Below are 19,264 nucleotides of genomic sequence, written 5' to 3'. Positions count from 1 at the left end.
GTTTACCATTGTATTTTCGACATCATGACGGCGGCCGCACACCACATCAGAATGGCGGCCAGGCGCCGTAGGCGGCCGGCCTTGATGCGGCGAGCCAATAACATGCCTCCCACCAGGCCGCAGCACAATGCGGCGCTGCTGATGGCGGTAAGCGTCCAGGGCACTTCACCGAAACTGACGAAAGCCAGCGTTGCGCCCAACGCGACCGGTATCTGCGCGACCTGCGCCAGCGCCACACGTTCCGGCAACTGCAAACCGGCCCAGGCCAGCATGGGCATGGCCACCATCGGGCCCGAGGTTCCCGTGAGAGCGGAGGCAAAACCCGTGATGAGGCCGCCAGTAGCGGCCGTTCCGCGCCCTATGTCGCGCACGAGCCCCGCCCGCGGCCTTCCGTACCATTCGCCTAAGCCAACCACGATGAAGCCCAAGCTGATAAAAAGGGTAAGAAGCCCCTCTCTCGCCGCGTGTACCGCGAGTGCTCCGCCGATCGCGCCGGGGGCTGCGGCCAGCAGGAAACTTCGGCGTGCCTGGGCACCGCCGGGGTGCTGCGGCCGTACGGCCAGCGACGCGAACCCGGAGGCCAGGAAGGCGACTGTCGCGATGATTACGCTTTGACGCACGGTGGTATTTTCAAGCAGCATCAATACCGGAACCATCATGAATCCGCCTAGTCCGACCGCGCCGATCAGAGACCCGATGGCGGCGATCAACAGGATGGCTAGGAGGCTCATTTTACGCGGGTAGCGGTGTCAGGCCTGCCGACAAACGCTCGAGGATGCGCATGCCGAATTCATGCGGCGTTACGCAGGGGTGGCGGGGGTTTACTGTGGTTATGCCTGCGCGCCTGGCGAACAAGTCGCGGCCGTAGCACAGCATGTGTTCGGGATTGGCCATGAGGTAGGTAAGTAGCGGCAGGATGTCGGCATGCAGGCGTTCGCCGTCCCGGATCAGCCCCCCATCGCCGCTGATCATCAAGTCCCAACTGCGAGCGAGCACGTCGGCAAGCTCCGGCGCGGGGATCAGGCCCACGCAGCCTGCCAGCGTGCTTGCCGGCAATTCCAGGCCGCCGCGGCCATTGAACACCTTGAAGACACCCTGCGTGTCCTCGATCAGGCGGCGTACGTACAAGATCGGGCCTTCGCCCTTGAGCAGGCAGATGTTCGGGTGATTGCGATGCAGTTCGAGCAATGCGGAGGCCGACAATACCACGTCCAGGTTTACCGGGTTGTTCTGGATCGCGATGGGAAGGTCTACACGGTCGGCGACGGCTCCGAACAAGCGCACGAATTCCCGTTCGGGCACATTGCGGATCGCCGGCGGCTGCAGAATGAGCCAGTCGGGCCGCAGCTGCGATGCGGCGCGGGCGAATTCCCTCTGGCCGTATTCGCTTGGTTCGCTCACGGTGACAGCGACCGGCACCCGGCCGGCTACCGTCTCCAGCGCCCATTCCACGATCTTCATCTTCTCGCGAATATCAAGCTTGTTGTATTCGCCGACTATGCCGAGCAGTGCTATGCCGTGCACCCCCGAGGCGATGCAGGCTTCGATCTGGCGGACGAAGGCATCGTGATCGAGCCCACCATGGTCGTCATAGAATGTATAGAGCATCGGGTAAATGCCATGAAAATCGTTGCGCAAAGCAAGGGTCTCCTGATTTGGAAATGGAAAGTTGTGGATTAGGGCCTGTTCACACTAAAAGGGGGGCCGCACTGGTGGGCAAATGGGCGCCATGCGTCGTTGCAGACTCGTTGCGTGGAGCGTAACTATCGCGAGGATTTGCAACGCCGCCCTGCGCGTGAAGACGCGATTTCATGGGTGCGAACTTCTGAGACACGACACTAGGGCGCGGCTCAATCGATATGGGCGCCAGAGGCTTGCACCACACGAGCCCAGCGCTTGATTTCGCTGGCCATGAATTTGCTTAGTTGCTTGCCGTCGAGCGTCTGCACTTGCATGCCGGCATCGTTGAGGCGCTTGCGCACGTCCGGCGTTTCCAACGCCACTTGCAGCGCTTTGTAGAGCCGCGCCACGCGATCGGGAGGAGTGCCCGCTGGCGCATACAGTGCGATCCAGCTCGAGATGAGGAAGTCGGGGTAGCCCAGTTCCACCATGGTCGGTACGTTCGGCAGCGAAGGCGCGCGTTTTTCCGTGGTAACTGCCAGCGCGGTGAGCGTTCCTGCCTTGATGTGGGCTTGCACGTTGGGAAGGTTGTCGATGACCATTTGGATCCGGCCGGCGATCAAGTCTCCCGTCAGTTGCGAATTCTGCTTGTATGGGACATGAGAGAGTTTGGTGCCGGTAACCATCTTGAACAGCTCGCCGCCCAGATGCTGGCTGGTGCCGTTGCCTATCGAGCCGAAGTTCAGGGCGCCCGGCTGCGCCTTGGCCCGGGCCACTAGGTCGGCAACGCTTTTTATGCCCAGCTTGGCATTGACGACCAAGACATTCGGCACCGCCGCGACCATGCCGATCGGGGCGAAGTCGCGCTGCGGGTTGTATGGCAGGTTCTTGTAGAGACTGACGCTCGTGGCGTGCGTGCTGACGCTTCCCAGTGTGATGGTATAGCCGTCTGCGGGCTCTCTGGCCGCGATTGCCGTGCCCAGCGTGCCGCCGGCGCCCGGCTTGTTCTCGATCACGATCGCCTGTCCGAGATCCTGCGACATGCGTTTGGAAACTACCCGTGCCGCGAGATCCGCGGTTCCCCCGGCAGCGAAGGGGACGATCAGGTGGATCGTCTTGGCAGGGTAGGTTTGGGCGCCCGCCGCAGCGCCCCAGCATAGAATTGCGACCCCCAGGGCTCGCGCCATGACGACGCCGCGGCGCCACGTATCGATATGGTTCATGGTGTCTCCTGTTATAGAAAATCGCTTGTGCGACGATTTAGTTCAAATGCCAATCTGCCGGCGCATGGCCGAGGTGATGTGCGCTTCAAGCAGCTGCACCGTCCGTTCGCGGTCGCGCGCCTTCAGCGCGGCGAGGATGGGCAGGTGTTCGGATAGCGCGGCATGCGCGTGGTTGGCGGGATGGAACGCGTACGCGCGGCCGATAAGACGCTGCCGCTCGCGGTTCTGCCGGTAGATGTCGCTAACCAGCTTGCTGCGCATGCCGTCCACTATGGTCTGATGCATTGCCCAGTCGATTTGCGCCGCGCGTTCCAGGGCGGCGGCATCCGGGTTGCCGGCCAGTTCGTCGAGGGCCTCGCTGGTGCGGCGCTCCAGTTCTTCGAGGGCAGCCACGTCGACTTTGTCGATGATGCGTCGCACACCTTCCATTTCGATCATCAGGCGCAACTGATAGGCCTCGCGCACGAAATCCAGATCGACCTCGATGACCTGGATGCCGCGCTGCGGATGCACTCGCAGCAGGCGGTCGCACTCGAGCCGGATTACCGCGTCCCGCACCGCCGCGATAGGACAGTCGAAGCGTTCTGACAGCTCTCGCAGCGACAGCATCTGCCCGGCCGAGAAATCCCCATGCAATATGGCGTTCTTGATGTCGTGGTAGGCGCGCTCGCGCGCCGACAGGGTGGTATTCATAATGTGCGCATGCTAACATCACACTGTGCGCAAAGCAATAAGGAAGCAAAGATGAACCAAGTTGATTTAGCAGGCCGTACTGCAGTCATTACCGGTGGGGCAAGGGGTATCGGGTATGCGGTGGCGCTGCGCATGCTGCGCTCGGGCGCTGCCGTCGCTCTGTGGGATCTGGACGCGCCGCGTCTGTCGCAGGCCGCTGACGAGCTGTCGCAATTCGGCTCTATAAGTACGCATGTGGTGGAACTGACCGACGAGCGCGCCGTGGAAACGGCGGTAAATAAGACATTGGCTGCTCATGGCGGCCACATCGATATTCTCGTCAACAACGCCGGAATCACAGGCGGAAATGGCGTTACCTGGGAGCTTGATCCGCAAACCTGGCGGCGCGTAATAGACGTGAACCTGGTGGCACCCTTTCTTACTTGCCATGCGGTCGTGCCCAGCATGCTGGAACAGGGTTATGGGCGGATCATCAATATCGCCTCGATTGCCGGAAAGGAGGGCAATCCCAATGCCTCGCACTACAGCGCGTCGAAAGCAGGGCTGATCGGGCTGACAAAATCGCTGGGCAAGGAACTCGCCACCAAAGGCGTGCTGGTCAACGCCGTCACCCCCGCGGCGGCCAAGACGGAACTCTTCGACTCCATGACCCAGAAGCATATCGACTTCATGCTTTCCAAAATCCCCATGGGCCGTTTCCTGCAAGTCGATGAAGCGGCATCGCTGATCGCTTGGCTCGCTTCCGAGGAATGCGCCTTCAGCACCGGCGCGGTATTTGATCTTTCCGGCGGGCGGGCTACTTATTGAGGTGGGGCGGGTGTAGTTGACGTCACCTGGATTGGGATCCGCCTCTCACGGGCATGGGTCTGGCTGCCACCGTTGTGCGTCGGAGTGTCCCGGGTGCTGGAATTTCTCGTTAGTCGTTAGTGTTTCTCCGGCCTTTCCCGTCGGCTACGACAGCGTGCCGGTTGCCTGCCGATAGTGCTGGTTCGACGTACGAGCCCAGGCCGGCCTGTTAGCCACTTCTTTTAAATGTACTTTAAACTACAAGCTGCGAGTTTTGATTTTTAAAAGGTGGATTCGATTCTCTGATCTACCAGTCTTCGAGTTCCCGTATGGATATTCGCACCGGAACCTCAACAGAAACATGGCACATGGATGAGCACGCTGCTGAAGTTTTTTTGGCGGCCGAACATCTCGGCCACTGTATCCAGGTTCCCGCACACACAACCATTTATCGTCAGACAGAACAGGGATCCACATTCTTTTTCGTTGTCAGAGGGCGAGTGCAGGTTGAGATACTTCAAGAGGATGGCTCAGAGTTTATCCTGGAGTTGATGGGGCCTAGATCATTGTTTGGAGAAGGCTCTGCGCTGGCAAACATGCCAAGGATGTCAACGGCCTCCACACTTGAGCCTTGCACTCTTATCAAGTTCGACTATTCAGTCATCAAGAAATCTTTCCCTGAACATATAGAATTTGCCACAGCGCTCATGGAAGTTGCGGCCATGAAGCAATGTGTGCTCGGTCTGCGCATTCAGTTCCTGGCGATGCCAAAGTCAGATCTTCGCATTGTCGAGCTATTGAACCGACTGGCCAATTTGTATGGAGCGAAGGATGCTGAGGGCACTCGCATCCACATCCCGCTAACTCATGAACTCATTGCCGCTCTAACTGGTACCAGCCGAGTAACCGTTACGAGAACCATTACGAAATTGAAGTCTGAAGGGGTGGTAATGACCAAAGGGCGCTACTTCTGGGTCAAGAGCAAAAATTCTTGATTCTTGCAATGATCCGGGCGGTAAATGCAAGCGCGAAAAAAAGATTTTCGCCAGAGAGCGCCCGGACGAAAGGCTATGTATCTACTGATACAGACATATGCCTGGGGCTTGTTCAGAATCTTCCCATCGCAACTGAGCCGGGACAAGGCCTTCGAGGGGAAAATATATGCCGGGCTCTCTACCTGCTTACCAACCGGGCCAGCCTGATTTCAGCATACTGAGGCTTGGCCATATCGAATATCTGGTCACTGATCTAGAGCGTTCACGCGATTTTTACGTAGACGTCATTGGTTTGTTCGAGACTGAGCGAGATGCTGACCATGTTTATCTGCGTGCTATTGAAGACCGTGAGCACCATAGCGTGGTGCTCACGCGCGACAAGGCGCCGGGCATAGGCCACTTCAGCTTTCGGGTGTCTTGTGAGGAAGACCTGAATCGCTTGGCACATAGGTTTGAATCACTCGGCCTGCCCATACGCTGGATGCAGCCTGGCGAAGAGCGTGGCCAGGGCCGTGCTTTGCGCGTGCAGGATCCCTTCGGCTTTCCAGTCGAGTACTACTCGCAGATGGAGCCTGCGCCCTGGTTGCTGCAGCAATATCACTTGCATCGCCACGGCTGTCCCACACGGCTGGATCACCTCAACGTGCTGATGCCAGATGCACAGGCGGGGTTCGACTGGTACACGCGAGAACTGGGCTTTTATTGTGCGGAGTACACCGCCGCGCGGGCGCCTGATGATCGTGTCTGGGCGAGTTGGTTGTACCGCAAGTCCACCGTCCATGACATCGCGGTGATGACGGGCAGGGGGCCGTCTGTACACCATGCTGGGTTTTCGTTAATGGAGCCCATGGGCGTGATCAGAGCCTGCGATGCTTTGGGTAGCGCGGGCTATGCGAATAATATCGAGCGCGGCCCCGCACGGCACGGCATCTCGAATGCGCTGTTCGTCTACGTGCGCGATCCAGATGGCAATCGCTTCGAACTCTATACCGGTGACTATCTTACTATCGACCGCGATCAGCCACCCATGCGCTGGGAGCTCGACGACCTGCGTCGTCAAAGTCTATGGGGTGCGCCGCCACCGCGGCGTTGGTTCGAAGAGTCGATGACTGTCCACGATATTCGAGGCGGGCGCATGCAGCCGCTTGCTGATCCTGCCATTCACGCTATTCCCTCCTATGTTGAATGAGTCCAACGACATGACACGCGAAGTCATTATTCCACCTACCGGCCTGCTGTCGCATCGACCATATTCCCCGGCCATCAAGATAGATTCATTGCTGTTTGTCTCGGGCCACACTGGGTCTGATCCGGTGACGCGTGTATTTTCCGGTGACGTCACGGAACAAACCGAGCAGGCCTTTCGGAATATAGAATCCGTTATCGAGGCCGCGGGAGGCGTAATGGCTGATATCGCCAAGGCCACGGTGTTCATGACCGATATGGAAGCCGACTTCCAGGCCATGAATGTAGTGTTCCGCCGCGTGTTTCCAGAAAAACCGCCGGCTCGTTCTACTGTGGGTGTCGCGCATCTGGCTCGGCCCGGCTTGAAAGTAGAGATCGAAGTTGTGGCTGTGCTTGGTTCTAGCCGCTAGACAGCTGTATAGCCCCGTATGGGGCCGGCCACAGTCTTGGCTCGATGGCGGCATCTGGGCGGGATCTGCCCCTGTTGTAGACATTCCCGCTCATCTATCAACTGAGTGTGCCGCGCCGTAGCTGGTCTTTCTCCTGGGATTCAAATAAGGCTTTGAAATTCCCCTCGCCGAACCCATCTTCACCGCGGCGTTCAATGATTTCGAAGAAAACAGGGCCGATTTGGCGCTTTGTGAAGCGTTGCAGCAAGATCTTTCCAGGCCCTTTGCCGTCGATCAATATGCCGTTTTCGGCTAATCGCTTGATATCGACATCATGCCCTGGAAGACGAGCGTCAACTCCGTCGTAGTAATTCTGTGGCGGCGCTGGCATAAATTCGATGCCTGCGGCACCGAGCTTTCGAATTGTGTCTTCAATGTCAGAGGTCGACAATGCGATGTGCTGAATACCTTCGCCGCCATAGTCACGAATGAATTCATCATTTTGGTTGAGCACCCCGGGCTGATCGTGTGCTGCGGCCGCAACTGGAATAGATACACGGCCGCACGGGCTTACCATCGAGCGAGCACGCATTCCGGACATATGCCCTTTGACTTCAAGATACTGTTTTTCTTCGAAGCTAAACGTGTCTCGGTAAAAATCTGCCCATCTGTCCAGGTTCTCTGGATGGACGATGTTCGACGTATGATCTATAGCTATGATGCTTGCGTCGCCTTCGGGCGCATTTCTCGCTTCAACAGGAAGTGAAAAATTCTCCAGGAAATTGGTGTCGATAAAGTACACGAGGCTGTTGCCTATGCCCAGGATCGCCGGCGTATCGACTGCGAAAGCTCCTTCACCATCTGAGAGCGCTTTCTTGGCGCCGCCCGACATGGCTTGCTCGAGTGCCAGCTCGGCATTGTCAACTCGAATTCCAATGGCACGCACGGATGCTCCGTGCTGCTCCAGAAATGCGTTCGGATTGCCATTGACAATAAAAGAGGCCTCTCCTTGCGTCATCAGAAACATGCCATGCGGTGATTTGCCTTTAAGGTGAAATCCGATATGCTCGAATAATTCAATCAGCTCAGTGGGCTGCGGCGATACGAATTCGACAAAGGCGAATCCGTCTATTTTCACTTGCTTGTTCATGATTTATTCCGACATGAAACGATTGCTGTGCTTGTTTCGGCAAGCCGAAAGCCTTAGGCCTTGCGAGTAGCCGCAACCACTTTGATCTCTACGATAAGTTCCGGACGAGCCAGGGCTGCGATACCGAGAATGGTCCATGCCGGAAAGTCGGAGCGGATATATTTTTCTTTTACTGCACGAAAGTCAGCCAGGCTCGAGCCTACATTGACGTGATACGAGACGAGCTCTATGACATCCGTGAAGTCCAGGCCGAGATGGTTCAGAACAGCTTCGATCCGCTTGAAAGCCACATCGATCTGTTCCTTGGGGTCGTCGGGAATGGTGCCGTCTGCGCGAAGGCCTATTTGCCCGGCGATGAACACCAAGCCGTTCGCGCTCACTGCGGGCGAGTATTGGAAAAGGTCAAAGATTTTGTTGCTGCCGAAAATGGCATCGTTTTCCGGAAGACGAAGACGTTCGATTTTGCTCATGAGAAACTTCCTTATGGTAGTGAGGTAAAAGGGGGATGTTAGATTCGTGCGTTGGCTGGAAGCGGAATATCCAATAGCGTGCGGCCGTATAGTTCAGCCGACGGCGTGATTTGCATTAAGAAGTGCGAAGCCATGCTGTGTAGTTCCCGGAAATATCGCTCCAGAGGGCCAATCGGCATGATGCTGCCTCCCAGGTTCCTGACCAGATCATCTGCTGCATGTAGTGCAATGTCGCAGATGAGCGCGCCATCAGTACGGTAGCGGGTTCGAAGTCCCGGAGTGAACGATAGGCCTGCCGCAGCGTGATCCCACATTTCGTCGACGTCGTGGATCAGTAGGTTGAATGCTCCTTCTATCTTGGCGGCAGCCTTACCTAATTCGGCTAATGAGAATCGATCCTCGACCTGGGGGGTATTGATTCCGGCCGGCCTGCGTTGCTTGACGGTTTCGATATAGACGTCCAGCAACCCAGTGGCGACTGCAGTAATGGCTGCTGTGACCGACATCACGAACAAACTGGTGTGTGGAATTCGAAACATTGGCCCTTTTTGCCTTTCGAGGCCAGGAGCCTGGTTGTTTTGTATGTCGATCCACTTCGCCGTGCGATAACCGGGAACGCGCTCATTAGTAAGATAGACGTCTTTACTCCCAGTTCCCTTCATGCCGAATACGTTCCAACTGTCGTGATCGATGCGGAAACTGCTGATCGGAACAAGCAGAAGGCGTAGTTCTTTATCACCTTCAGCAGTTGGCACTTCGGCCAGGATGGAAGCCCAGTCTCCCACATCCACTCCCGAGGCGTAAGCCCATTTCCCGTCGAGAATGTAGTGGTTGCCGTCTAGCCGAGCTTGCACACCACGGCCGACGTTCCCTGTCAACGCAAGCACAACCGCATCCTTGCCTCCGGCAAAGACCTCATCCTGAGCTCGAACAGGGAACATCTCTGCCATCCAAGGATGTAGCCCTGTTAGGCTCAAAAGCCACGCTGTAGCGCTGTCGCCGCGCCCGATCTCACGCGACACGCGCCATAGAACAGAAGGCCGCATGCCATAACCACCGTTTTCCACGGACTGGCAGATGCGAAAGAATCCGGCCTTTCTAAGCCTGGCGGCAACATCATCTGAAACTCGCTTTTCTTGATCATGCTTCGGGCCCGCTTCCTTCAGAAGAGGGATCAAGTCTCTGGCCTGTTTGATCAGGCTTTCTGGCGTTGGAATGTGCATTGCATTCTCTTGCATGGATTTCCTCATGTATTTTGTAGGCGGAACGGGCCTTCATGATCACGCATGGCATGCAAGATCAACGCCCATATACTGCCCGGCGGCATAGATCAATGCGGGGGCTGGCGGTTCGGCGGCAGCCATTTCGGTAACTTGGCCGATGACCACATGGTGATCGCCAAATTCCTGCATATGGAAGATCTTGCAGATGAGGCTGGCATTGGCGTCAGCCAGCATGGGTACGGAGCCGCTATTGAAAACCCACTCTCCTTGATACCCTTTGGAAACGCTGCCCCCGTAGTACCGGGATATGGAGTCTTGATGAGACGCCAGGATGTTCACCGAGAATTTTCTGGAGCGTTTCAAATGCGGCAAGAAAGAACTCTCGTTGCGTACGCAAAAGAGCAATAACAAAGGATTCAAACTTACCGATGTCAATGAGCTGGCCGTCATGGCTACCACCTCTATAGGTGATTCAGCGTTGGGAGCCGCAATCACGGTCACGCCGGTGATGAACCGCCCCATTAGAGAACGGAATTTCTGTGAGCTGATAGGGAGGGTGTTCATGTCGGTATTGTCTGTGCGGAATGTAATGCATTGAACTTTATAGGCAGCCTTGGCCAAGTTCATGTATCGAGAGATACATCAGTCAGAAAAATTTCTATAGGCATCTGGGCAGGGAAAACCCGCAAATAAGCTCGTCCCGTATCACGAGATACAGAGGCTCTGTTGCATGTTGAACATAATTCGCCGGCAGACTCCAGTGGGGCCTGTGCTACATAACAAACCGTTTCGCACATGGAGGCACTATGCAGTTTTCAAAAATTCTTGTCGGCTCCCTTTTGCTGCTTGGGACAACAAGCGTCTATGCGCAGGACGAGCCGGTATTCACGATCGGTATTGTCACAGCGGCTACTGGTGCTGCATCGACCATAGGCACGCCCGCCAATGCTGCGATTGCGCTTTACGAGCAGCAACTCGCCGCGCAGAAGGGCTTGCCCTTCAGAGTTAGATTTGTCCAATACGATGATGCGTCGGATCCGACCAGGTCGGTCACGCTTGTCCGGAAGGCAATTCAAGAAGATAAAGCCGACTTCGTAATCTGCTGCACGACTACGCCATCGTCGATGGCCGTCAGCAAGGTTTCTGAAGTGGAGAGAACACCGACTCTCTCGATGGCTTCTTCGGCCGACGTCGTGGAGCCCATTGCGGAAAAGACTTATACCTTCAAGACACCGATCACCGATCGTTTGATGATCAACCATACTCTTGACTACATGGCTGCACACGGCGTCAAAACCTTGGCTTTCATGGGGCTCGACGATGCTTATGGTGAAGGCGGCTTGATGGAAATGAAGGCGTTTTCACAAAAAAAGGGCGTGAAGATCGTCGATATCGAACGGTTCGGGCGTGCCGACACCAACTTCATACCCCAGGCACTGAAAGTCCTGCAGTCCAAGCCCGATGCAGTCTATATCCACGCTATACCCCCGTCGGCGTCGCTGGTGCAGGCAGCTCTCAAGCGAGTTGGATATAAAGGCCCGATATACCATGGGGCGGGGTCGGCGACGAATGCATTCATTACGATAGGAAAATCGGCCGTGGAAGGCGCAATCGTCGGGGTGACGCCTATTACCTTGTACAAGTTCCTCGCCCCCAACAATCCATTGAAAAAGTCAATTGGGGACTTTGTCGCGGCTTATAACGCCAAGTATGGACAAGGTAAAGCCGAGATGTTCGCGTCCCAAGGCTACGATGCCATCGGCCTGGCAGTCAATGCAATGAAGCGTTACGTCGCCTCCGGCAAGAAGGAGGGGAGCCTCGCCCAGGTTCGTAAAGACTTGCGCGATGAGCTGGAACAGACGCATGAATATGCGGGCTCTGTGGGGATCTTCAACTACTCGCCGACGGATCACGTGGGGCTGGACAAACGCACTTTGCTGCTGGCCCAGGTCAAAGGCGGGCAGTTCGTGCCTCTCGAGAAATAAAGCGCGGAGCGGGTATGGATTCGTCGATTGCCATTTTCCTTGGTGTGGATGGCCTCACAAACGGGGCTATCTATGCCTTGGTCGCCCTATCTCTGGTCTTGGTATATACCACTACCCGAGTGGTCAACATAGCCCAAGGCGACTACCTGACTTTCGGTGCGCTGGCCTTCGCCAGCTTTGCCCAAGGAACATTGACGCCGCTGGTTCATGTCGTTTTCGGTACCGGCGTGATATGCATGGCAATCGACATGGCGCGTGCAGTTTCTTATAAGCGCAGTCCGATTAGGCCGCTGATCAAATATGTCTTGGCGGGCGCGATGCTCTGGGGCTTGCTTATATCTGCCGCTCATTCCTCTTCCATGGCATTGCAGATGTTTGCTGCGCTGATGCTGGTTTCTGCAATGGGGCCAATCATTTACCAATTGACCGTCGAGCCGAACCCGGGAAGTCCGCCTGTAGTCCTGTTGACATGTAGTGTCGGGGTTACCTTGATTCTGCATCCGCTGGGTTTGTTGCTCTGGGGAGCAGATCCAATGACCGTCAATCCCATCAGCCCGGCTCATATCAATGCGCTGGGTATCGATATTGCCATGCAGTCCGTCTTTATTTTTCTCGCTGCGGTGATCATGACAGTCGCATTGTTCGTGTTCTTCCGATATTCCTTGTATGGAAAGGCATTGAAGGCAGCATCAGTGAACAGAGATGGTGCGCAGTACTGTGGAATTCCCGTCGGTACAGTCGGCCGTCTCAGCTATTTCATTGCCGCGTGCATGTCTGCTCTTAGCGGCATGCTGCTTGCCCCATTGGTCACGGCCAATTACGAAATGGGATTTATTGTCGGGCTCAAGGGCTTTGTCGGCGCTGTCATGGGTGGGTTGATCACATATCCGCTTTCTCTTGTAGGTGTTTTCCTGGTTGGTGTCTTTGAATCGTTTTCGGCCTTCTTTAGCAGCGCTTTCCGGGATGCCTGGGTCTTTGCATTGGTCATTCCGATTCTGCTCTGGCGCAATGCCAGCCACGGTGCTGATCTTGATGAAAATTGAATTTCTTATCTTTGCCAAGAAGGCGCTCAATCGATGAATCAGGAAAAAACCCTTTACGCCTCTATCGGGGCGCTTATTCTGCTGTTAATCATCTTTGCATCGACCTATTACGTTGGGTTGGTTGCTGTGTTGGGCGTAAATGCCATTGTGGTTATTGGTCTGGCGTTCCTGATGGCGACGGGCCAGGTATCGCTGGGGCATGCCGCCTTTCTAGGCCTCGGCGCCTATGTTTCCGCTTTGCTTACGATGAGGGCCGGCGTGCCGGTTTTCCTTGCTATCGCTTGCGCAACACTGGCTTGTGCTTTGGTCGGTTATATCTTGGCTAAATTGACCCTGCAATTGAAAGGGCATTATTTGCCCCTGGCGACACTGGCGTACGGCATAGCGATTTCTGTCTGCTTTGTCGGTGCAATGGACTTGACAGGTGGCGCATCGGGATTGAGCGGGGTACAGCCCATAACTCTATTCGGCCACGGCTTCAATACACGCGAAACGGCTTTAACGATCTGGGTCGTGATTGCTCTGCTGGTAATTGGCTATCGCCGCATCTATCAAGGGCGGATCGGGCGGGTTGCCCGAGCGTTCAAGAACAATCACATCATGGCTAGCGCATTCGGTGTGAACGTGTCGACCATTCGTACCCAAATCTTCGTATTATCCGCCGCCCTGGGTGGTCTCGCAGGGGCCTTGTATGGCTGCTATATGCAATTCCTGAGTCCTTCTGCCTTTTCTCTAGAGGCATCGATCAACTTGCTGATTATGGCTGTTCTGGGAGGCACGGCAGGCCCGCTGGGTGCGGTTCTCGGGTGCATGATATTTACGGGTGTTGATTTGGCCGCGCAATATGTCATTGCCACTCTGCTGCATCTTCCTGGGCAAGTGGAAACTATGGTGTTCGGTGCCGGGCTCATAGTAATTTTGCTCAAGTGGCCCAATGGATTGCTTTTTCGGGAGGGGTCTTCACGGCCTGGGCTGACGAGGCCAAACGATGGTTCCAATCACAGTCAAAGGCCTATTGGGGCTGTCCGCCCGCCAGCTACTTTAGTGGTTCGAAACGTGACCATGAAGTTCGGAGGTCTGACGGCCTTGTCCGATGTCAACATGTCTGTTCCCAGCCGCTCCATTGTGGGACTGATCGGTCCGAACGGGGCGGGAAAATCAACACTGTTCAATGTTCTGACCCAGGTGCTCAAGGCCAGTGGCGGCGAGGTGAGTCTCAATGGGCAAGCTTTGCCCAAGCATTTCCCCGACGTCGTGCGCAAAGGAATCTCGCGCACTTTTCAGCATGTTCAACTCGTTCAGGATATGGACGTTCTGCAGAACGTCATGATAGGTGGCTATATCAATGGCCGGTCCGGTCTATTCAGTTCGGCATTGGGTCTGGACAAGTCGGAAGAAGCCCAACTCGCGAAGGAGGCGAAATTGGCCTTGGCCCGGGTCGGCTTGCTGGACGTTGCCGGCAAAAAGGTGTCCGAATTGCCGCTGGGCAGTCAGCGCTTGGTAGAAGTTGCCCGAGCGCTGATGGCGCGCCCCTCCATGCTGCTGCTGGATGAGCCGGCAGCGGGCCTGCGCGTGGCGGAAAAAGAGCGATTATCGAATTTATTGAAATCCTTGCGAGATGAAGATGGCATGACAGTACTCATCGTCGAACATGACATGGAGCTTGTTATGGGATGTGCCGATCATCTGTTCGTTTTGAACTTTGGGAACCTGCTGGCACAAGGAACTCCTGTAGAAGTACAGAAGAACCCGGACGTGATCAATGCTTACCTGGGATCTGAGATATGACCATGCTCGAAGTTGAGGGGCTCTCCGTTTCCTATGGGCACGTCCGTGCAATTAATGATGTTTCTTTCAGCGTGAAAGAAGGAGATTTGGTCTCTTTGATTGGGGCAAACGGTGCAGGCAAAACTACATTGCTTCGTGCCATCATGGGAGGTCTGCTGGCTGATGCCGGATCGATATCGCTCCATGGAATACCTCTGGGGCGATCACCCGTCGAAGAGCGCGTCCGTCGCGGAATGTATTTGGTTCCCGAGAAGCGATCGCTGTTCAACTCAATGACGGTGCAGGACAACCTGGAACTGGGCACCTATGCCAACCGGCGGCAGTTGAATTTTGCGGAAGAAGTGAAGCGGATCTATTCCCTGTTTCCTATTCTCGAGGAAAGAAAACTCCAATTGGCCGGAACACTTTCTGGTGGGCAGCAGCAAATGGTTGCGATAGGTCGCGCCCTGATCGCACGCCCCAGGGTTCTGCTTCTGGACGAACCTTCTATTGGCTTGGCACCTCTAGTTGTCCAACAGATCATGGACGTCATTGTCCAACATAAGAGGCAGGAAGGTTTGACGATCGTGCTGGTGGAGCAGAATGCTCGTCTGGCGCTGCGGGCAGCTGATCACGCCTATTTGATCGAGATCGGGAAAATCGTCAAAGACGGCGCAGGAGACGAGCTTGCCAATGATCCGCGGCTGACCGAAATCTATCTTGGAACGAGTACTAACGAGGTGCATTGATGCTCCATCAACAATCCTACGAAGCCTTGCGTGAAGCATACCGAAGGGGCCGGGTTTCACCAGTTGCTGTGATTGAATCTGCATTGCTCCATGCGGAGCAAGTAGGTGCAAGCCTTAACGCCTTTGCATTCATCGATCGAAATAAGGCTTTAAACCTGGCTAGAGCTTCGGAAGATCGTTGGCGGAATGGCAGCCCATTGAGCCCCCTAGATGGCATGCCTTTCACGGTTAAGGAATTCGCTGCGGTCAAAGGGTGGCCGACTCGGCGCGGCTCCTTAGTCACAACCACGGAACTTGCTGACAAAGACGCAGTTTTTGTTGGCCGGCTGCTTGCCGCGGGTGCAGTTCTTTTTGCAAAGACACGGGCGCCGGAGTTTAACTGGAAGGGCGTGACAGATAGCCCAGGTTATGGCATTACGCGTAACCCTCTGGATCCAGCCCTCACTCCAGGTGGCAGCAGTGGCGGTTGCTCGGCTGCTGTTGCTGCGGGAGTCGTTCGTGCTTCCATCGGGAGCGACGCTGGCGGGTCTGTGCGTATCCCTGCGGCTTTCACGGGTACGCTCGCTCTGAAGCCGACATACGGGCTGATTCCGCTTGTGCCACAACCCAGTGCATTTTTCAATGTTGTCCATGCTGGCCCGATTGCTGCGAGTGTCGCCGAATTGACGGACGTAATGCGTGTAGTCAGTGGCCCAGAATCAGCGGATTGGTCATCAGTTGGCCTTAGGGAATCGATCTTCGACACCATCCCTGGTTCCGGAAGCTTGCGTGTCGGCCTGCTTGCGAATCATCGTTGGGAGGACAGTTGTGCGGCGGTCAAGCAAGGCATGCGGGAAACGCTGGATATATTAGCGAGCGGTGGCTTTGACACTCGGACGGTCGACTTCGACATTCGGCAGGCTACTCAGGTAGCTGCTCGTTTTTATCGGCTAGGATGCCTTGCGGCGGTTCAGGCTGTTCCCGAGCACGCCAGGGGGAAGCTGGATCCTGATCTGCTCACTTTCGTCGAACCGGCGCGTGATATTGATGTCACCGCGTTGATGGGTATGAATCAAGCTCGAGATGTCTTGGCGGGGGAGTTGAACAAAGTCTTTGACGACATTGACGTGCTCATGCTTCCAACCTTACCCATTGTTGCTTTCGAAGCGGGGCATAACACGCCAGTTGGTTGGCCTGACGATGACTGGATGTCGTGGAACCCTTACACCCCCGCATTCAATCTGACCCATAATCCGGCTCTGTCTTTTCCGATAAAGCCCCGGAATGAGAAGCTACCGATAGGGGTTCAGCTTGTGGCGGCCAAGGGGCAAGACAGTAAATTGATTGCGTTGGCGGCTTGGCTGGAGCAGCACACCAGGGCATGAACTTTCGTATTTTTCATATGCCGAGAAGATTTTGCGAAGCCTGGCAGTAACTGATTCCCCCGCATCCCAACGCGGTTTATCCGCTGTTGCGCGCATGATGACGCTAAGATGCTTGCGCAGACGCCACGCAAGGGACGCGGCGCCCTTTAAGGAGATTGAAAATGAAAGCAAGCTCAAGTCTTCTGGCGGCGGCAAGCCTGGTGGCGGGCGCTCTGGCATGTTCGACTGCCAGCCTGGCCGCGGCACCGGCGGAGCATTACGTGGCGCATCTTGTGCCCATGAATAGCCAGGTGGCGCTATCGGACACCACGGGCGAGGCGCGCTTCGACATACACGGCGATCGGCTCACCATCGACATCCGCGTCAAGAATGCGCCGGGCAATATTGTGCACTGGCAGCACTTCCACGGGTTCACCACCGATGCCGCGGCCACCTGCCCGACGCTGGGGGCCGACACCAACGGCGACCACATTGTGGATCTGATCGAAACCGAACCGGCGGCCGGAACCACCATGGTGCCCTTCGATACCATGCCTGCGGCGATGGACGTGGCTCATGGCCATTATCCCAAGGCGGCCGCCGACGGCAGCTACCACTACCATCAGACCGTATCCGTGAAAGAGCTGTCTGCGGCATTCGCCAAGGCCTTCAAGGGCCAGGGCCTGAACCTGGACAAGCGGGTAATTTTCATCCACGGCGTGCCTGCCGACACGAAACTGCCTTCCACCGTCAAGTCCCTGGGCCCCATTCCCGCCGCCGTGACGCTGCCCATCGCTTGCGGGAAAATCGAGCGCGTTTCGAACTAGCGCCCTGTGGGTGCACTGGGCCGGTTGTGCTGGAGGCCGCACCGGCGACGGAGCAGAGCCGGCCTCAGGCAACCACCTCGACCAGTTCCATCATGCCCATGTCTTCGTGATCCAGGGCATGGCAGTGCCAGACGAACTTGCCGGTGAAGTCGGTATAGCGGGTGCGGAAGGTGACGGAGGTGGGTTTTTCGGGGCTGCCGTTGGGCGGCAATGGAATGGTATCGGCCCAGTAAGGTTCGATGTCTTCGCCGTTGACCTTGATGACATAACAGTCGTTGACGTGGATATGGAACGGATGTGGGTAGCCGTTCAGGTTATACAGAGTCCACTCTTCGACGGCATTGAGCGCCACGGTTTGCGTGGCGGCCAATGCAGACTGGAACGGTGCAAGCCTGGTTCCCTGGTTGCCGGTGGAAAATACAGAATTGGCCAGAGAAGCGTTGTCGGTTTCCGGCACAAACCATTCTTCGCCCGCAGGGATGGGCTGCACAAGCAGTGGGCTGTCCTTGTCCAGTATGGCCAGAATGACCGCCCGGGTTTTGCCGCCATTTTGGGCCAGCTCGGCATCGGTGATGGGCAGATGGCTGTTATACAGAGGCAGCCGGTGCGGGCTGGGCAGGTCCATCTCGACCGGTGCGCCCTCGACGACAACGCGCGCCACGATTTCCTGGCTCATGCCCGACGGTGCCTTGGCGGCGCGCAAGTAATAAGTGCCGGGGGTTTTGCTGGCCTGCACCAGCATTGAATCTCGATTGCCCGGGTACATGACACTGCCCGGCCACAGGCGGCCGTCTGTTTGCGCGACCGTGTCGGCGTTGATGGCTTGGTACTTGCGGGCAAAGACATTGCCGTCGCGGGCGTAATACCACAGGGTGTGTTCGTCCAGCACGGGGCTGAAGGGGTAGAAGACGTCCGAATTGAGGAAGTGCCAATTCTGGATTTCGCCCGGGCGCATGACTATGGTGGGCTGGTAAGCCCCATTCAGCACAAAGCCGCTGTTATTGTTGTCTGCGTATTCGTACAGATTGTCGCTGCGTCCTTGGTCGGTAAGATTCAGGCGATGCACGAAGATGACTCTTTCGCGGATGTCGCCAGATAAATCGAAATCGTTGCGTGGCGTAGAAACCAGAATGGCGCCGAACATGCCATTGAGCACCTGCGTAGTCGTAGACCCATGCAGATGCGGGTGGTACCAGTAAATGCCGTTGGTGTGGTCGGCCGGCAAATTGATTTCATGCTGGCGGTCGGCCCCGGGCTTCACCCCTGCATCGGCACTATCCACCATATAGTCGCCGTAGACTCCGGGACGGATTTCCTTGGGGTCCACGTGCAGGCCATGAAAATGCAGATTGGTGCTGTTCTGGTAATTGAGATAGCTTAGCGAGGAGTACTTGGCGTCATTTCCAGGCAGCCTGTTTTTCAGCAGGATGCGCAAGGTATCGCCCGCGTTCAGGCATAGCGTAGGGGCCAACAGGCCGCCGTTATAGCTGCGCAGATCGGCGCTTATCGATCGGGATTGGCCCGGATAGGCATCTTGCGCGCCCGCCGCGAACGGGACGCTTTTGCTGGCATACGCGGCCACCAGGTCTATATCGATGAGGCCTTTGCGGGCATAGATGCGGGAGGCTTCGGGCAAGGTGTCCGCCGTGGCCTGCGCGTCGCCGCCGCTGCTGTCGCAGCCCGCCAGGGGCGGCAGTATCAGTCCGGCGGACAGGCCCAGCGACCAGCGCAGGACATTGCGGCGTTTGGGATCCGCCGGGTCGGTTGCAGCTGCCGACGGCTGGCCGGCGCGCTGGCGATCGCTCGTATTCATGTT

Annotated in this window: 19 protein-coding genes; 10 read left to right on the top strand and 9 right to left on the bottom strand. The window is 56.4% G+C overall.

The annotated features are described in order from the left end of the window. Positions 1 to 2: 2 nt before the first annotated feature. The 4 genes from CEY11_RS13565 to CEY11_RS13550 all read right to left on the bottom strand — a co-directional run bounded on the left by CEY11_RS13565 (position 3) and on the right by CEY11_RS13550 (position 3,536). Positions 3 to 731: a sulfite exporter TauE/SafE family protein gene (locus CEY11_RS13565; RefSeq protein WP_088603934.1), complete on the bottom strand. Its 729-nt coding sequence runs from the start codon at positions 729 to 731 to the stop codon at positions 3 to 5. 1 nt (position 732) lies between these two features. Further along, entirely contained in the window at positions 733 to 1,638 is a 906-nt protein-coding gene (locus CEY11_RS13560) for a dihydrodipicolinate synthase family protein (protein ID WP_088603933.1), read from the bottom strand. Between the two features lie 212 nt (positions 1,639 to 1,850). Further along, complete coding sequence (locus CEY11_RS13555; protein WP_088603932.1) at positions 1,851 to 2,843, bottom strand: Bug family tripartite tricarboxylate transporter substrate binding protein; 993 nt, start codon at positions 2,841 to 2,843, stop codon at positions 1,851 to 1,853. A 42-nt stretch (positions 2,844 to 2,885) separates the two neighbouring features. Next, positions 2,886 to 3,536 carry a GntR family transcriptional regulator gene (locus CEY11_RS13550; protein WP_088603931.1) on the bottom strand — a complete coding sequence of 217 codons (651 nt, stop codon included), beginning with the start codon at positions 3,534 to 3,536 and terminating at the stop codon, positions 2,886 to 2,888. A gap of 51 nt (positions 3,537 to 3,587) precedes the next feature. On the opposite strand from CEY11_RS13550, the gene CEY11_RS13545 reads away from it, so the two are divergent. From CEY11_RS13545 to CEY11_RS13530, 4 genes are all read left to right on the top strand, one after another. Beyond that, positions 3,588 to 4,343 carry an SDR family NAD(P)-dependent oxidoreductase gene (locus CEY11_RS13545; protein WP_088603930.1) on the top strand — a complete coding sequence of 252 codons (756 nt, stop codon included), beginning with the start codon at positions 3,588 to 3,590 and terminating at the stop codon, positions 4,341 to 4,343. A 308-nt stretch (positions 4,344 to 4,651) separates the two neighbouring features. Next, the gene (locus CEY11_RS13540; RefSeq protein WP_143322837.1) at positions 4,652 to 5,317 is read left to right on the top strand and encodes a Crp/Fnr family transcriptional regulator; all 666 of its coding nucleotides are present in this window, start codon (positions 4,652 to 4,654) and stop codon (positions 5,315 to 5,317) included. 166 nt (positions 5,318 to 5,483) lie between these two features. Continuing rightward, positions 5,484 to 6,506 (top strand): 3,4-dihydroxyphenylacetate 2,3-dioxygenase, encoded by a 1,023-nt coding sequence (hpaD, locus tag CEY11_RS13535; protein ID WP_088603928.1) that lies wholly within the window; start codon positions 5,484 to 5,486, stop codon positions 6,504 to 6,506. A 10-nt stretch (positions 6,507 to 6,516) separates the two neighbouring features. Then, on the top strand, positions 6,517 to 6,912 hold the full coding sequence (locus CEY11_RS13530) for a RidA family protein (protein ID WP_088603927.1): 396 nt from the start codon (positions 6,517 to 6,519) through the stop codon (positions 6,910 to 6,912). Between the two features lie 97 nt (positions 6,913 to 7,009). On the opposite strand, the gene hppD is transcribed toward CEY11_RS13530, so the two are convergent. From hppD to CEY11_RS13510, 4 genes are read right to left on the bottom strand one after another with little or no spacing between them, the layout of a single operon-like run. Next, a complete protein-coding gene (hppD, locus tag CEY11_RS13525; protein WP_088603926.1) occupies positions 7,010 to 8,041 on the bottom strand; it encodes a 4-hydroxyphenylpyruvate dioxygenase in 1,032 nt (343 codons plus the stop codon). A gap of 53 nt (positions 8,042 to 8,094) precedes the next feature. Further along, the gene (locus CEY11_RS13520) at positions 8,095 to 8,511 is read right to left on the bottom strand and encodes a RidA family protein (RefSeq protein WP_088603925.1); all 417 of its coding nucleotides are present in this window, start codon (positions 8,509 to 8,511) and stop codon (positions 8,095 to 8,097) included. 38 nt (positions 8,512 to 8,549) lie between these two features. After that, positions 8,550 to 9,749 carry an acyl-CoA dehydrogenase family protein gene (locus CEY11_RS13515; RefSeq protein ID WP_158215311.1) on the bottom strand — a complete coding sequence of 400 codons (1,200 nt, stop codon included), beginning with the start codon at positions 9,747 to 9,749 and terminating at the stop codon, positions 8,550 to 8,552. A 42-nt stretch (positions 9,750 to 9,791) separates the two neighbouring features. Further along, complete coding sequence (locus CEY11_RS13510) at positions 9,792 to 10,298, bottom strand: flavin reductase family protein (RefSeq protein WP_158215310.1); 507 nt, start codon at positions 10,296 to 10,298, stop codon at positions 9,792 to 9,794. 242 nt (positions 10,299 to 10,540) lie between these two features. Between CEY11_RS13510 and CEY11_RS13505 the strand changes: the two genes are divergently transcribed. From CEY11_RS13505 to CEY11_RS13480, 6 genes are all read left to right on the top strand, one after another. Continuing rightward, positions 10,541 to 11,719 carry an ABC transporter substrate-binding protein gene (locus CEY11_RS13505; protein WP_088603922.1) on the top strand — a complete coding sequence of 393 codons (1,179 nt, stop codon included), beginning with the start codon at positions 10,541 to 10,543 and terminating at the stop codon, positions 11,717 to 11,719. Between the two features lie 14 nt (positions 11,720 to 11,733). Continuing rightward, the gene (locus CEY11_RS13500; protein WP_088603921.1) at positions 11,734 to 12,762 is read left to right on the top strand and encodes a branched-chain amino acid ABC transporter permease; all 1,029 of its coding nucleotides are present in this window, start codon (positions 11,734 to 11,736) and stop codon (positions 12,760 to 12,762) included. A gap of 33 nt (positions 12,763 to 12,795) precedes the next feature. After that, on the top strand, positions 12,796 to 14,550 hold the full coding sequence (locus CEY11_RS13495; RefSeq protein ID WP_088603920.1) for a branched-chain amino acid ABC transporter ATP-binding protein/permease: 1,755 nt from the start codon (positions 12,796 to 12,798) through the stop codon (positions 14,548 to 14,550). Then, entirely contained in the window at positions 14,547 to 15,278 is a 732-nt protein-coding gene (locus CEY11_RS13490) for an ABC transporter ATP-binding protein (protein WP_088603919.1), read from the top strand. The genes CEY11_RS13495 and CEY11_RS13490 overlap by 4 nt, the downstream gene beginning before the upstream one ends. Beyond that, positions 15,278 to 16,642, top strand: coding sequence for an amidase family protein (locus CEY11_RS13485; RefSeq protein ID WP_088603918.1), 1,365 nt, complete (start codon positions 15,278 to 15,280; stop codon positions 16,640 to 16,642). The genes CEY11_RS13490 and CEY11_RS13485 overlap by 1 nt, the downstream gene beginning before the upstream one ends. Positions 16,643 to 16,803: 161 nt before the next feature. Next, the gene (locus CEY11_RS13480) at positions 16,804 to 17,448 is read left to right on the top strand and encodes a hypothetical protein (protein WP_088603917.1); all 645 of its coding nucleotides are present in this window, start codon (positions 16,804 to 16,806) and stop codon (positions 17,446 to 17,448) included. 64 nt (positions 17,449 to 17,512) lie between these two features. Here CEY11_RS13480 and CEY11_RS13475 read toward each other — a convergent pair whose 3' ends face one another. Further along, a complete protein-coding gene (locus CEY11_RS13475) occupies positions 17,513 to 19,261 on the bottom strand; it encodes a multicopper oxidase family protein (protein ID WP_088603916.1) in 1,749 nt (582 codons plus the stop codon). Positions 19,262 to 19,264 lie beyond the last annotated feature (3 nt).

The sequence above is a fragment of the Candidimonas nitroreducens genome (assembly GCF_002209565.1).
Classification (GTDB): Bacteria; Pseudomonadota; Gammaproteobacteria; order Burkholderiales; family Burkholderiaceae_B; genus Candidimonas; species Candidimonas nitroreducens.
The sequence above is the reverse complement of the archived record's forward strand: the minus strand, read 5'-3'. Positions and strand labels throughout refer to the sequence as shown.